The sequence below is a fragment of the Limnothrix sp. FACHB-1083 genome (assembly GCF_014696485.1).
Classification (GTDB): Bacteria; Cyanobacteriota; Cyanobacteriia; order CACIAM-69d; family CACIAM-69d; genus CACIAM-69d.
Genome location: NZ_JACJQD010000004.1, coordinates 83,350 through 97,423 on the forward strand (window position 1 = coordinate 83,350; position 14,074 = coordinate 97,423).

11 protein-coding genes are annotated in these 14,074 nt (G+C 56.4%); 5 read left to right on the forward strand and 6 right to left on the reverse strand.

Features of this window, described 5'->3' with window-relative positions:
- The first annotated feature begins 151 nt into the window (after nt 1-151).
- Nucleotides 152-3,001, forward strand: a complete 2,850-nt coding sequence (locus tag H6F46_RS06560) for a cyclic nucleotide-binding domain-containing protein (RefSeq protein ID WP_190354026.1) — start codon at nt 152-154, stop codon at nt 2,999-3,001.
- A 186-nt stretch (nt 3,002-3,187) separates the two neighbouring features.
- Here the strand turns inward: H6F46_RS06560 and H6F46_RS06565 are convergent, their stop codons facing one another.
- Together H6F46_RS06565 and H6F46_RS06570 are read right to left on the reverse strand one after the other, a co-directional pair.
- The gene (locus H6F46_RS06565; RefSeq protein WP_190354027.1) at nt 3,188-4,561 is read right to left on the reverse strand and encodes a TldD/PmbA family protein; all 1,374 of its coding nucleotides are present in this window, start codon (nt 4,559-4,561) and stop codon (nt 3,188-3,190) included.
- 109 nt (nt 4,562-4,670) lie between these two features.
- Nucleotides 4,671-4,811, reverse strand: coding sequence for a hypothetical protein (locus H6F46_RS06570; RefSeq protein ID WP_190354028.1), 141 nt, complete (start codon nt 4,809-4,811; stop codon nt 4,671-4,673).
- Between the two features lie 165 nt (nt 4,812-4,976).
- Between H6F46_RS06570 and H6F46_RS06575 the strand changes: the two genes are divergently transcribed.
- The 3 genes from H6F46_RS06575 (at nt 4,977) to H6F46_RS06585 (ending at nt 7,374) form a co-directional block, all read left to right on the forward strand.
- Nucleotides 4,977-6,140, forward strand: coding sequence for a GuaB3 family IMP dehydrogenase-related protein (locus tag H6F46_RS06575; RefSeq protein ID WP_099531714.1), 1,164 nt, complete (start codon nt 4,977-4,979; stop codon nt 6,138-6,140).
- A gap of 300 nt (nt 6,141-6,440) precedes the next feature.
- A complete protein-coding gene (locus tag H6F46_RS06580; protein WP_190354029.1) occupies nt 6,441-7,028 on the forward strand; it encodes a Panacea domain-containing protein in 588 nt (195 codons plus the stop codon).
- A complete protein-coding gene (locus H6F46_RS06585) occupies nt 7,000-7,374 on the forward strand; it encodes a hypothetical protein (RefSeq protein ID WP_190354030.1) in 375 nt (124 codons plus the stop codon). The genes H6F46_RS06580 and H6F46_RS06585 overlap by 29 nt, the downstream gene beginning before the upstream one ends.
- A gap of 139 nt (nt 7,375-7,513) precedes the next feature.
- On the opposite strand, the gene H6F46_RS06590 is transcribed toward H6F46_RS06585, so the two are convergent.
- The 4 genes from H6F46_RS06590 to H6F46_RS06605 form a co-directional block, all read right to left on the reverse strand.
- The gene (locus H6F46_RS06590; RefSeq protein ID WP_099531717.1) at nt 7,514-8,353 is read right to left on the reverse strand and encodes a nitrate ABC transporter ATP-binding protein; all 840 of its coding nucleotides are present in this window, start codon (nt 8,351-8,353) and stop codon (nt 7,514-7,516) included.
- Nucleotides 8,354-8,445: 92 nt separating this feature from the next.
- Nucleotides 8,446-10,443: a nitrate ABC transporter ATP-binding protein gene (locus H6F46_RS06595; RefSeq protein WP_190354031.1), complete on the reverse strand. Its 1,998-nt coding sequence runs from the start codon at nt 10,441-10,443 to the stop codon at nt 8,446-8,448.
- Nucleotides 10,444-10,523: 80 nt separating this feature from the next.
- Nucleotides 10,524-11,360, reverse strand: coding sequence for a nitrate ABC transporter permease (gene ntrB / locus H6F46_RS06600; RefSeq protein WP_190354032.1), 837 nt, complete (start codon nt 11,358-11,360; stop codon nt 10,524-10,526).
- Nucleotides 11,361-11,465: 105 nt separating this feature from the next.
- Complete coding sequence (locus H6F46_RS06605; RefSeq protein WP_190354033.1) at nt 11,466-12,839, reverse strand: CmpA/NrtA family ABC transporter substrate-binding protein; 1,374 nt, start codon at nt 12,837-12,839, stop codon at nt 11,466-11,468.
- A gap of 631 nt (nt 12,840-13,470) precedes the next feature.
- On the opposite strand from H6F46_RS06605, the gene H6F46_RS06610 reads away from it, so the two are divergent.
- Nucleotides 13,471-13,725 (forward strand): hypothetical protein, encoded by a 255-nt coding sequence (locus H6F46_RS06610; protein WP_099531721.1) that lies wholly within the window; start codon nt 13,471-13,473, stop codon nt 13,723-13,725.
- Nucleotides 13,726-14,074: the final 349 nt, after the last annotated feature.

Below are 14,074 nucleotides of genomic sequence, written 5' to 3' on the forward strand. Positions count from 1 at the left end.
CCGGCAGAGGAATCGTCGCTTCCCAACTTGTAATGGCGATTTTTTAAGATTGAGGTGCGGGGCTGGCCCTGCACCTCGTTCTGTGCGTTGATAGCAGGATTCATTGGCCTGGTTTCGTTTTTGTTGCTCCCCTATTTCGCTCAAAAAACTCATGTTCGCTCGCTTCTCTGAACGCACCTTTCATCGGGTTCGCTGGGTGCTGACGATCGGGTGGCTCCTGGCGATCGCCTCCCTGTTTTACGACCCCTTTTCCTCCGTCTTGACCCGCTGGGAACAAACCTGGAGTCCGTTTCGGGTTGACCCGACCCGGTGCATCACCGTCCAAGGCAACTGCTTGCCTGAGCAGCCCTACCCGATCGGGACTTCCCTGTTTTGGGGGATTGTGGTTCCGGCGGGGATTTTGATTTTGTTGGTGTTTGGCCATGAACTGTGGCGGCGGATTTGCCCCCTGTCGTTTTTGTCGCAAATTCCCCGGGCCTTGGGTTGGCAGCGGCAACGCACCAAAACCGACCCGAAAACCGGCAAGGTGCGATCGGAACTGGCCAAGGTGAAACCGGATTCCTGGCTGGGGCGCAACTATCTCTATCTGCAATTTGGCTGGTTGTTTGTGGGCCTGTGCTTGCGGATTTTGGTGATCAATTCCGATCGCCTGGCCCTGGGTCTGTGGCTGTTGGGGACGATCGCGATCGCCATTGCAGTGGGCTATTTCTACGGCGGCAAGTCCTGGTGTCAATATTTCTGCCCGATGGCTCCGGTGCAGCGGATCTATGGGGAGCCGGGCGGCCTGTTTGCCAGCAAGGCCCACACCAGCGAAACGCCGATCACCCAGTCCATGTGCCGGACGATCGACCCGGAAGGCAAGGAACGCAGCGCCTGTGTGGCCTGCCAAAATCCCTGCATTGATATTGACTCCGAGCGATCGTATTGGGACGACATCACCGATCGCACCACTCGCTGGCTCTACTACGGCTACGTGGGTTTGGTGGTGGGCTACTTTGGCTACTACTACCTCTACGCCGGGAACTGGAATTACTACATGTCCGGCTATTGGGCGCGGCAAACCGACGCGATCGGCCAATGGCTGAAACCTGGGTTCTATCTGGCGGGCCAGGCGATCGCGATTCCCAAACTGCTGGCCGTGCCCCTGACCTTGGGGCTGTTTACGGTGCTGGGCGTGGCGATCGGGCTGGCGGCGGAACGGGCGATTCGGCAATTGTGGGCCGGCAGCGCCAAGCTCCCCCGCGAAGTGCTGCAACACCGAATTTTCACGATTTGCACCTTTGCGGTGTTCAACTTCTTCTTTATCTTTGGCGGCCGGCCGATCATCACCCAACTGCCCTATAAGGTGCAGTGGTTGTGGGATGTGTCCCTCGTTCTGCTCAGTGCCTTTTGGTTGCAACGGGCTTGGGCCCGCAGTCCCCGGCTCTATTCCTTGGAGAACTTGGCCAACCGCTTCCGCAAGCAGTTGGTGAAAATGCGGTTGGATGTGGCGCAATATTTTGAGGGCCGGTCGATCGACGATCTGAACCCCCACGAGCTGTACGTACTCGCCAAGGTGCTGCCCGGCTTCACCCAAAATCAACGGCGGGAAGCCTACAAAGGCGTGCTGCGCGAATCCCTGGAAGAAGGTTTCACGGACACCGCCAGCAGCTTGGAAGTGTTGCGGCAACTGCGTCAAGAGTTGGATATTTCCGATGATGATCACCGGGAAATCCTGGCCCAGTTGGGCGTGGAAGATCCGGCCCTGCTCGATCCGAACCGCCAACGCAGCTTGGAAAATCTGGTGCGCTTGACGGGCTATCGGCGTGCTCTGGAGCGGACGATCGCCCTGCAAGAAAATCGGGGCGGCCCGCGCCAAAGCGCCCTGGAATCCTTGGCGGTCAACCCCGAAGAGTTGGCGGCCCTGCGGTTGGAATATGGGATTAGCGACAGTGATGAAGAACGGGCGATCGCCCAGCTCGATCGCGTCCAGGCGGCGGAACAGCGAGGCGATCGGTTGATCGCGCGGCTGACCGTGGAGGTCGATCGGTTCCGCCGCTTGCACCAACCGCAACTGCTGGCCCAGCCGGCCCTGTCGTCGTTGCTCACGGTGTTGCGATCGACCGTGCGCCACCAGCAGGAGTTGGTGATTCGCGGGTTGTTGGAAATTTTGGAGCGGTTGGGCAACGACCCGGTGGCCGAGCGGTTTGCCCAAACCCTCAGCACCTTGGCGGCCGTGACCCTACCGGATGTGCTGGCCGATCCGGACGATCGCTGGAGCGATCGACTGACTCCCGAGATTTGGCAGCAGCTCAATGCACCGGGGGGCGGCGCTTGTGCGATCGACCTGCCCGCCTCGGACATTGCCGACGACCTGGCCCATTTGCTGGGTGAGGTGGAAATGCCGCCCACGGCCCAAGCGGTGGCCCTGTTTGGCTTGGCGCGGGTCGATCGCCCCCGGGCCGTGAGTTTGGCGCGGGATTGGCTGGCGGCTCCCGACCCGATCGTGGCGGACACGGCCCAACGGGTGGTGGATGCCGACCCCGATCGGCCCCTGCTGTTGGTGGATTGTCCGACCCTGGAAAAATTGGCGGCCTTGGCCAATACCGATTTCTTCGCGGATTTGAACGGGCAACTGCTGCTGGAGGTGGCGGCGCGATCGGAAGTCCGCAGCTACCGGGCGGGCGCGGAAATCGTCGAAGCGGGCGACACCTGCCGCGAACTGCTGGTGTTGATCGAAGGCGACGCGCAAATCACCCGACCGGGCGAACCGGAGCCGACCGCCTTCCATCCGGGGCAAGTGCTCGATGAGCTGGAAGTGCTGGCCCATTCGGAGCAAACGGGCACGGTGGTGGCCCTGTCGGAGCCGACGCGGATTTTGGCCATGCCGGTCGATCGCTTTGATGACCTGCTGGATCAGGATCGCGAGCTGTCTCGCCGGGTGCTGGAGCTAGAAAGCCGCCGTCTGCAACAGGTCTTGAGCCTGCGATCGACCCTGGCGACCGCCGGGGCCGTGGGCTAACTGTTCCGATCGCTGGGGCTGCATGGCCAAACGGCATCAGCCCAATGCCATGAACTGAATAGTTGAAAGTGGGGGCGCATTTCGGTGCGCCCTTGCTTTTGGGGCGATCGCTCCATGGCTGGTGATTGCTGGGAGCTGGCCCGTTAGCTTTCCTGTCCGTTGCCTGGCCAGAATGCGGCCGATCGCCTAATCGCCCGATCGCCCCGTAATCGACAGGCCATCCACCACGATCGAGGGTGTGTAGCAAGAGCCGTTCCATTCCGCATCTCCCCCCAGCGCCACCACCTGTTTCAAGGCGGCATAAACATTGCCCGCCACCATGGTGTCCTTGACTCGGCCGACAATTTGCCCCTGCTCCACCCAAAAGCCCAGGTCAATATTCACGGAGAAATCTCCGGAAATGCCTGCGCCGCCGCCCAACATTTGGTCAATGATCAGGCCCGAGGGCAAATTGGCAATCAGTTGCTCCAAACTGTCTTGGCCGGGGGTAATCACCATGTTGAACAGGCCGGGAGCCGGATAGCTGCCCAAGCCGGGCCGGAAACCGTTGCCGGTGGTGCCAATGCCCAGGCGGCGACCGGTTTTGCGATCGGCGTAGAAACTTTGCAGCACCCCGTCTTTCACAAAATCAATGGCCCGGGTGGCCGTGCCTTCGTCATCAAAGGGGCAACTGTAGGGCCCCGCTTCGGGCTGCTGAGACAGGGTTACTCCCCCATCCAAGACCCGATCGCCCAGGCGGCTGCCTTCCAACTTGCCCGTTTGCCCACCCCAAGGCGAGGCTCCTTCGAGGGCTTGCTTGCCATTGAGGGCAGCTTGGACGGTTCCCCAAAGCATGTCGGCGGCTTTGGCTGTGAACAGGACAGGTAACCGGCCGGTGAGGGTGGCGGCGTTTTGCCGAGACCAATCGAGCCGCTGCACCACCTGTTGGGCGATCGCGATCGGGTCGAGTTGATCGCGCTGGGTTTGTCCATCGGCCACATATAAAAAGTCATCGCCCCTCACCCACTCGGCGGACAGGTAACAGCCCAAAGTGGTGTCGCTGTAGCCACAGTCGAGGCCGCGGGAGTTCACCAATCGGGTGGTTTCCACATCCGCTTCCCACTCCGCAGAACAGAGCACATCGGGATGGCGATCGCGAATATGGGCGATCGCGCTTTTGCCCCACTCAATTAACTGTTCCACGGCGATCGCCTGGCCCAAGTCTGGGTAGTGGTCGGCGGCGGCGCTGTCAGCCAGTTCAATGTCTTCCGGGTCGTTCAGCGCACTGAGGGCGATCGCTCGTTCCACCAAGGCCTGGGCATCCACGGGCCCATAGGCCACCGCCAGGCCGGGCCGACCATTTTTCCAAAGCCGCAGGGCCGTGCCCGCGGCCTGGGCGCTTTCAATTTGCTTCAGGCGGTTTGCTTCAAAGGAAACCGGCCGCGATAGGGACTGGGATTGATAAACTTCAGCGGCTTCGGCACCGGCCCGCTGGGCTAAATCGAGTAATTGCTCCGGTTCGATCGCACCTGTGGCGATTCCGTTGGTTGCAGAAACTTCCGGCCACTCAGCAGCACCCATAGGGCAATTCACAGGGGCAATTGACAACATCACTGCGGCTTTTGGGATTAGCACAGGGTCGGCCAGGGGCCGGCCAACACCAAGGGAGCCACGCGGGCAACCCCTCATTTCACCAGCGATCGAGCGCCAGCAAAACCGCGCCAGACCGCAACGCTGCCCCAAATTGTACCGTTGCGGGGGCCGCGCAACCCGCCCATTCCCGGCCCAGTCCTCCGAAAGTCAAGGGGGCGATCGCGAATCGATCGCCCAAGATTCTAGAAGCGATCGCGCCGTCTGCTAGATTTGATACCCTAGCTGGAATACATTTCGCCAACCCGCTCAATCACCCCCCGAATTCGCTCTGCAAAACGAATTCTAGGGTTATCTATATGAGCGATCGCAAACCTCGATTCGAGCCAAGGAGCAAGCAAGCGCAGTGGACATTCAATTGGGACGAGGCAAAACCGCTCGCCGGGCCTACGGTATTGATGAAATCGCCCTGGTGCCGGGGGGCCGCACCGTTGATCCAAACGTCACCGATACCCGCTGGACGATCGGCGGCATCGAACGCACGATCCCGATTATTGCCAGCGCCATGGACGGCGTGGTGGATGTCCAAACCGCCATCAAGCTGGCCCAGTTGGGGGCATTGGGCGTGTTGAACCTGGAAGGGATCCAAACTCGCTACGACGATCCCGAACCGATCCTCGATCGGATTGCCTCCGTCGGCAAAGATGAATTCGTGCCCTTGATGCAAGAACTCTACGCCGAACCGATCAAAGAAGCCTTGATTGCTAAGCGAATTCAGGAAATGAAGGCCGGCGGCGGCATCGCGGCCGTCAGCGCCACCCCGATCGCCGCCCAAAAATTTGGCAGCGTGATCGCCGAAGCCGGAGCCGATATCCTCTTTATCCAAGCCACCGTTGTTTCCACCAACCACGTTTCTCCCGAAGGCGTGACCCCGCTGGACTTGGCAAAATTCTGCAAAGAAATGCCGATGCCCGTGGCCTTGGGCAACTGCGTCACCTACGAAGTGACCCTGCAACTGTTGGAAGCCGGAGCCGCCGCTGTGTTGGTGGGCATTGGCCCCGGTGCGGCCTGTACCTCGCGCGGGGTGCTGGGCATTGGCGTGCCCCAAGCGACTGCCGTGGCCGATTGCGTGGCCGCTCGTGACGAGTTCCACGCCAAGACTGGTAAATACGTGCCGATTATTGCTGACGGTGGCTTGGTGACCGGCGGCGACATCTGCAAGTGCATCGCCTGCGGAGCCGATGCGGTGATGATTGGCTCGCCGTTCGCGCGGGCGGCCGGTGCGCCGGGTCGCGGCTTCCACTGGGGCATGGCCACGCCTAGCCCCGTGCTGCCCCGGGGGACGCGAATCAAGGTGGGCACGACGGGAACCCTGGAAGAAATCCTGATCGGCCCCGCAAAGCTGGACGACGGAACCCACAACCTGTTGGGCGCACTGAAGACCAGCATGGGGACGTTGGGAGCCAGCACCTTGAAGGAAATGCAGCAAGTGGAGGTGGCCGTTGCGCCGTCGCTGCTGACCGAGGGCAAGGTGTACCAGAAGGCCCAACAGTTGGGCATGGGCAAATAGTCGATCGCCTGCTGAGGTTGTCGATTCGTCTCAATTTATAGGGCGATCGGCCACAATCCTTATCGAGAGGCAAACTCAGCGTATAGAATAGAGGTATAGCGGAGACGCATGTTTCCGTTCACTCCTCACACCACACCCCGCTCGAACAAGCTTCGGGCGGTTTTTTAATGCTTTTGAATCGTCTGAAGCATGTGCGATCGCGTTTTTCCCGCATTTGGAACTGGATTTTGAACAGTCGAGAACTCTAGAATGGACTGAGAAGTGATTAGCGATCGACCAAAGCAGAGGGGAACCCAAGCCATGATTAGCTGCCTCGATGCTGCTCAATACTTCATTGCCCGAGCCTATGAAGATGGCTTGGAAGTCGATATAACCAATATGAAGGTGCAAAAGTTGCTCTATTACGCCCAGAGCTTGCACCTGGCTTTATACGATCAACCGCTCTTTGCTGAAGAGATTCAAGCATGGCGATATGGGCCCGTTTGCCCACCTGCCTATCGATTTTATAGTGACTTTGAAGCCCAGCAATTGCCATTTCCTGAGCGAAAAAAGCTATCTCATCTTTCAAAAGAAATCCAATCGGTTCTCGATGAGGTTTGGGATCACTTTGGTAACTATCATGCCTACCGATTGAGTGATATGAGTCATGGTGAATTTCCTTGGCAGAAGGCTCGTCGAGGACTGCCTGCGGAAGCGAGTTCAACACAACCCATTTCACTGAATGATCTCAAAGCATTAGGTGATCAAAAATTAGAGCAAATTGAGCGATCGTCGCCAGTTTATGATGCGGCGATGACCCAGACGCTCCATACATCCTTAACAAATCCACCCACCGCTACGATTGAGAAAGGAGCAGTGAATGACTGGCTTAACTCCCTTCTCGATTGAGAGTTCTGAGCAATTTCAGCGCTCTTTTAAAAAGTTGGTTAAGGCTACAGGTCAAGTGATGGTCAGTCAGATGACCTTCATATTAGAACAGTTGATGGATGATCCTCATCCACCAAGTTCTCGCCAAGAACCATTACCTAGTCGCTTCCGGTTGCCTGATAACTGGACGTTTCACAAACTGGAGCTGAAAGTAGGGCGCGGGGCATCTGGCCAGATTCGCTTAATGTATCTTGTGGATGCTGAAGCACGAATTATTCGGTTGGTGTGGCTATATAGCCATGAGCAGTTTGCTAAACGTCCATCAGATCCTGACTTGAGAAATGTTTTAAAAGCAGTTATTGATTGATCTGGTCTTCCTAGATTCTCCTTCGACTTCTAAATTGATATGGGTCACTCTCTATAGGCAATAAAAATCCCCGATCGCCTGGTGGGGCAAACGGGGAAGAAGCAAAGTTGCTGAGGAGAAAACTGAAAAATTGTCGCGCCTATTCGTCGTCGTGAGCGTAACGATTGAATAGGTAATCGAGGGCGTAGTTCCGCAGATCGTAGTAGCGCGGATCTTCCATAATCAGATCCCGATCGCGTGGGCGATCGAACGGAATTTCCATCACTTCCCCGATTTTTGCGGAAGGGCCGTTGGTCATCATCACCAACTTATCGGCCAAGAAGAGTGCCTCATCAATGTCGTGGGTGATCATCAACACCGTGCAGCGGCGACCACTCCAAATTTTTAGCAATTCTTCTTGGAGTTCTTCCTTGGTGATCGCATCCAGCGCACCAAAGGGTTCATCGAGAATCAACACTTCCGGTTGAATGGAAAGGGCGCGGGCGATCGAAACCCGCTGCTTCATACCCCCGGAAATTTGCGGTGGCTTCTTTTCCATGGCTTCGCTGAGACCCACCATGGCCAGGTTGTCGCGAGCCATAGCACGCTTTTCCCGTTCGGGTTTTTCGGGAAACACCGCATCGATCGCTAGATAGACGTTTTCAAACACCGTCAACCAGGGCAGCAGGGCGTAGTTTTGGAACACCACCATCCGATCGGGCCCGGGCTTTTTGATGTCTTGGCCCTTGAGGCGCACAGTGCCGTGGGTGGGCTGGGCAAAGCCGGAAACCATGCTCAACAGGGTCGATTTACCGCAACCGGAGTGACCGATCACGCAAATAAATTCGCCCTCATTAACGGTGAGGTTCACCCCATCCAAAACGACGTAGGGGCCTTTACCGGTGGGGTAGGTTTTGTTAACCCCTTTGAACTCTAGAAAGGGCGTGCCGGAAGACTGGAGCGGCGCAACTTTTTGAGCGCTGTTGGTGGCGATCGACATCCTAAAAACCTCCGACGAATCGGTTAATTCGGATTGCAAACTGAAGCGATGTGGGTTGGTAGGGGCGCACCGCCGTGCGCCCTTTCCGGGATTTACGCAGCCAAGATTCGTGGCGGATCGAGGTGAACTTCGGCGATCGAGATATTGGCCTTAATCGCCAGGCTGTTCAGGTAACTGATCGGGTCTTCCGCGTCGAAGGCCGAACCATCAAACAGTTCGATCGCCCCGCGCCGGAACTTCTCATCCAGCAAGCCCAGCTCCCGAGCGGCAATGCTGTAGGTGGTCGGACGTACCACCCGCTCCAGCACTTCCAGCCAGTTGCGCGGGAAGGGCACATCGCCCCAACGCGCCATCTGCGCCATCATCCACAGGTGCTCCGTGCGGCTGGGACGGTTGGCCCCTTCGCCATAGAACCAGTGGTGGGCATACTCGATCGGGTTGCCCAGGTCGCAGGTCAGCTCCTTCGGATCGCCCAGGTGGATGTATTCCTCGCGAGTGCCCACATAGGCGCGATCGCTCAGGATTTTGCGGACTTCCAAGTGGTTTGCCGGGTCGGAGCAGTAGCGGCAGGCATCCAGCAGCGCCTTCACCAGGGCCACGTGGGTGTTGGGGTAGGCGTTGGCCCAGTCCTCGCGCACGCCCAGGACTTTGCCCGGGTGCCCTTGCCAGATTTCTAGGTCGGTGGCGATCGTCACGCCCACGCCTTCCATAGCAGCCCGCAGGTTCCAAGGCGAACCGACGCAATAGCCGTCAATGCTGCCCGCTTTCAAATCCACCACCATTTGGGCCGGCGGAATCGTTTCCAAATGCACATCATGATCGGGATCAATTTCGTTGGCTGCTAGCCAATAGCGCAGCAGCAAATTGTGCATGGAAGAGGGGTGAACCATCCCCAAAATGTGGGATTTACCCGGCGTTTCCCGCAGCAGCTTTTTGAAGTCGGCGGCGGTTTGGACACCCGCATCAAACAGCTTTTTGGAAAGGGTGACGGCGTTTCCGTTGCGGCTCATGGTCAGGGAAGTGACCGTGGGCAAGGGGCGATCTTCATGACCACCAACGGTTAACCAAATGGGCATCCCCGAGGGCATTTGGGCCGCGTCGATGTAGCCACCGGCAATCCCGTCTACGATGCCGCGCCAACTGGTTTCCCGCACCAGGTTGACTTCATCGAGACCGTATTTTTCAAAGAAGCCCTTTTCCTTGGCCACAGCCAGGGGCGCACAGGCGGTGAGGGGCACAAAACCGATTTCCAAATTGACTTTTTCCAAGCCATGTTTGGCGACCACTTCCACCTTGCGGGCGCGAATTTTCTTCACCCGTTTCTGTTGGTTTAGGAAGTAGATCATTTCCGATCGCAGCTTGTAGTAGCTGGGGTGTTCCACCACTTCCATCCGTTTGCGGGGGCGGGGAATATCCACTTCCAAGATTTGCCCAATTTTGGAGCCGGGGCCATTGGTGAGCATCACGATTCGATCGCTCAACAACACCGCCTCATCCACATCGTGAGTCACCATCACGGCGGTGACTTGGTTTTCCTCGCAAATTTGCATCAGCTTTTCTTGCAAATTGCCGCGAGTCAAGGCATCCAACGCACCGAAGGGTTCATCCAACAGCAACAGCTTGGGCTTGAGGGCCAGCGCTCGGGCGATCGCCACCCGTTGTTTCATCCCGCCGGACAGTTGACCGGGGCGCTTTTCGGCGGCTTGTTTCAAACCCACCATATCAATGTGGGTCTGCACCATCGCATCGCGATCAGCCTTGGGCAAATCACCCATCACTTCATCGACAGCCAAGGCGATGTTTTCGCGGGCGGTCAACCAGGGCAACAGCGAATAGTTTTGGAACACCACCATTCGATCGGGCCCAGGTTTTTTAATTCGTTGCCCTTCCAGGGTGACGAGGCCATCGGTGGGAAAATCCAACCCGGAAATCATGTTTAGCAGGGTGGATTTGCCGCAACCGGAGTGACCAATCAGGGAAACGAATTCACCCTTTTTGATCGTCAGGTCAATGCCCTTGAGGGCGAGGTATTCACCTTGGTTGAGGGGAAAGACTTTTTCGAGATTCTCGATCGCAACGAATGCACTCATGGGGCAATCCTCTAAAAACCAGCGGAGGGAATAGGTAGGGGCGCAACGCTTGCGCCCTCTGGAACTGGCGATTTACCGATTTATTCCGGCAGGATCAGGGTTTGGATGTAGGCAACAGCGCGATCGAGAATCAAGCCCACAGCTCCGATGTAAACCACGCCCAGAATGATTTCGCTGACGTAGTTTTGCTGATAGGCATCCCAGATAAAGAAGCCGATTCCCAACGTGCCACCAATCACGATTTCAGCCGCAATAATTGCCAACCAAGACAGACCGATCGCAATCCGCAAGCCCGTGAAGATGTAGGGCAGGGCCGAAGGGAATAGAATCTTGAAGAAGAAGGTTTTTTGCTTCAGTTGCAACACCTGTTTGACGTTGATGTAGTCCTGGGGAATTTGCTTCACACCCACCGTGGTGTTAATCAAAATCGGCCAAACAGCGGTCACAAAAATCACGAAGATGGCGGAGATTTCTGGTTGTTGGAACGTCACCAGGGCGATCGGAACCCATGCCAACGGTGCAATCATCCGCAAGAACTGAAAAACCGGATCCAGCGCCTTATCAATGGCCGGTGAAAGACCCACTAAAATCCCCAATGAAATGCCCACGACCGAGGCGATCGCATAACCCTGGGCCACGCGCACCAGACTCGCCATCGTTTGCCAAAACAGACCCTTATCCAACCCGCCGCGATCGTAGAAGGGATAGAGCAGCAGGGTGCGGGTGCGATCGTCGGTAAACACGCTCAGAGGGCCGGGCAACCGGGTCACACCCGACCAAGCAATCAGTTGCCAGATGGTCAGGAATCCCAAAATCCCGATCGCGGGTAATAGGATCGTGCTGCCATTTTTCTTCAGCCATAGGTCAAAGGCGGAGGGCTTGGAAATGCCGTTCGATCGAGATACAGAAGGTGCCATGGTGATGTTCTCTCGAAGGTCGAAGAAAGAAGTTGAATGAAGCGAAATTCAACCAATTGGGTGTGTGAGTCGTCCTGAAGGAGTTGGTTCCTTGGGAGCAAATTCCTAAGCCTTAATGGCCAAGCTCTTGAGGTAATCTTCGGGCTTTTCAGGATCAAACTTGATGCCGTCGAAGAAGGTTTCTACCCCACGGGAAGGGCTGCTGGGCACATCGGTGATCCCAGCTTCCTTAGCAGCTTCCAGCCAAATGTTGTCGCGATTGACCCGCTCAACTAAATCCTTAGCCTTAGCAACCGTGAAGCCGTAATCCTTGTGGAAGCCCCAACGAATCGTTTCCGTGAGGAACCAAAGATCATGGCTCTTGTAGGGATAGGAAACACTCCCGATCGGGTCTTTCCAATAGAGCGGGCCCTTGTTGAAATCGTTGATGTCGGGTTTGCCATCTCCCATGGCATATTTGCCTGAGAAAGGCGGCTCCAGAATGTTGGCAGGAATGTTGAAATAGTTCCGGCCGGAAACAATTTTCACCAATTCTGCGCGGTTTTCGGGCTTGTCGCACCATTGCTGGGCTTCCATGATTCCCTTCAGCAACGCCTTGGTGGCCTTGGGATGGGCATCCACCCAATCTGCCCGCATCGCGAAATATTCTTCGGGATGGTAAGGCCACATTTCGGTGACCAAACAAGACATAAACCCAATCTTGTCGTTCACAATCCGATAGGGCCAGGGATCACCGGTACTGAAGGCATCCATCGTCCCAATTCGCATCCCTTGCACCGTTTCGGGCGGGGGAACAGCTAGCAGGTCGATATCTTTGTCGGGGTTAACGCCACCGGCTGCAAACCAGTAGCGAATCCAGAAATCTTGGTTAGCAGCGGGGAAGGTGAAGGCGGCTTTGAATTTACGCCCATTTTGTGCGGCGTAGCCCTTGATGTAGGCTTGAGCACCTTTGAGATCCAAGCCCAATCCTTTACCGGCATTTTTGCCAGAAACGGCAATCCCGTTAGCATTGGTCACCAGTTGGGCCAACACGTACATGGGGGTTTTTTTACCGTTGGTGATGATGCCCTCGGTGATCAAGTGGGGCATGGGCATTTGCCATTGGCCACCATCAACACCACCGGCCTTGGAACCGATCACAATGTTGTCGCGAGCGGCGGCCCAGTTGGCTTGCTTGGACACCTCCACTTCGGTCATGCCGTACTTGGCAAAAAAACCTTTTTCCTTGGCAATGATCAGCGGTGCAGATTCCGCGATCGGGAGGTAGCTGAGTTTGGCTTTGGTGACTTCCGGGGTGGTTTCCGGGGTCAGGGCCGCGGGGCTACCGGTGCTGGCGGGCGATCCTCCGGCGGGACTAGCGGCAGTGCCACCGGGTTCTGGGGGATTTCCCAAACATCCTTTTAAAAGAATGGAGCCTGCGGCGGAGGCTCCAGCGGTCAATAGAAAGCGACGACGCGAAAATCCGAACTCATCAGACATGGCGCTAGCAACCTTAAGTGAAAGTTGAGCACGACAAACCGGGCGATCGGGGGGTCGCTAAATTTGTCATGAGTTGTGAAAAAGCCGATCGCTAAGAGCCAAGGAAATTTAAATCGGAGCTTGATGATGGGGGCTGAATCCCGCTTGTCAAGCGCCTTCCCGCTTTAGCAACTTCAGACATGCTAAAGGTTCTTTCATAAAAAGTCTAGATACTTGACCGGCTCGGGAATAATAAAAACTAAATTATCTTCATAAGCTTATCTTTATAATCCTTTCGTTGAAAACAAGTTTTGATTATCTTGATTAGATCTCACAATCTAAGATTTCACAGATTTCACAAGTTGACTAATCGATCGAGTCAGGCTGCTTTATGGATATCCCGGCCGATGCTTTGCCCGCCCCGATCGATCAGCCACTCCACAAGGGCGGGGCTTTAAACCCATTTTTTTGGTAAAGTCTGGGCAAGCTCCATGATTAAGGTGGCCAAGATTAAGGTGGCTAATTGCGGGTCACTGGTTGTTTGGGGCGATCGCCGCTGGCAACCAAGCTGCCTTGGAACGAATGTTGATGAGTGTGTTGATGGGTAGTTTGCTGCGGCAGCAGTTGTTGTTGTTATAAGGATCCCGGGCCGATGCCGAGAACACCTGATGAGTTTGCGGTGCATATCCTGTTGGCGGGCGGTCACCGCGAGGAAGTTCGCTTCCGCACGATTCAAGACTTCCAAAAGTGGTACAGCACGGACTTGGTTCCGAAGCAGGACTCTTCGGCCTTCATTAGCGTGCCGATCCAAAATCTCCAGGGTGAATATATGGTGGTGCGGCCATCGCAGGTGTTAGGTATCCGGGTGGAACCGGTGTTTAACTCCAGCATTGATCGATCGTTTTAAGGATGCCTGGGATGCCAAAGCTGCTCCTTTGTGGGTCTCTTCGATCGACTAGGAGTTCTTAAGCAGTCGCTTCAGGGGCGATCGGGGTTGAACGGTGGTTGGCCATTGGTCTCAAAACTGGTGTGGCGATGCAATGGGGCGATCGAGGAAGCAATTCCCCGATCGGGGCTTGCGCGATCACCCGCCAGTCTGATAGCAATAGTCCGTCGATCCCCAACCCGATCGCCTCTGAGCCGATCGCTGTCGCCCCATGCCGATCGGGGATCGCGATTGCTCCTCACCGCTTCACCCCAACCACCCCCATGAGTCTGAAAGATTCCCTGAAAGATCTCCTGTGCCATCGCTTCCG

What these genes read in the sequence shown, in the direction of transcription:
- H6F46_RS06595 (WP_190354031.1), bottom strand. Translation starts at nt 10,443, where the DNA reads ATGAGTGCATTCGTTGCGATCGAGAATCTCGAAAAAGTCTTTCCCCTC.
- H6F46_RS06565 (WP_190354027.1), bottom strand. Translation starts at nt 4,561, where the DNA reads ATGGGTGCTGCTGAGTGGCCGGAAGTTTCTGCAACCAACGGAATCGCC.
- H6F46_RS06585 (WP_190354030.1), top strand. Translation starts at nt 7,000, where the DNA reads ATGACTGGCTTAACTCCCTTCTCGATTGAGAGTTCTGAGCAATTTCAG.
- H6F46_RS06610 (WP_099531721.1), top strand. Translation starts at nt 13,471, where the DNA reads ATGCCGAGAACACCTGATGAGTTTGCGGTGCATATCCTGTTGGCGGGC.
- H6F46_RS06580 (WP_190354029.1), top strand. Translation starts at nt 6,441, where the DNA reads ATGATTAGCTGCCTCGATGCTGCTCAATACTTCATTGCCCGAGCCTAT.
- H6F46_RS06560 (WP_190354026.1), top strand. Translation starts at nt 152, where the DNA reads ATGTTCGCTCGCTTCTCTGAACGCACCTTTCATCGGGTTCGCTGGGTG.
- H6F46_RS06605 (WP_190354033.1), bottom strand. Translation starts at nt 12,839, where the DNA reads ATGTCTGATGAGTTCGGATTTTCGCGTCGTCGCTTTCTATTGACCGCT.
- H6F46_RS06590 (WP_099531717.1), bottom strand. Translation starts at nt 8,353, where the DNA reads ATGTCGATCGCCACCAACAGCGCTCAAAAAGTTGCGCCGCTCCAGTCT.
- ntrB (WP_190354032.1), bottom strand. Translation starts at nt 11,360, where the DNA reads ATGGCACCTTCTGTATCTCGATCGAACGGCATTTCCAAGCCCTCCGCC.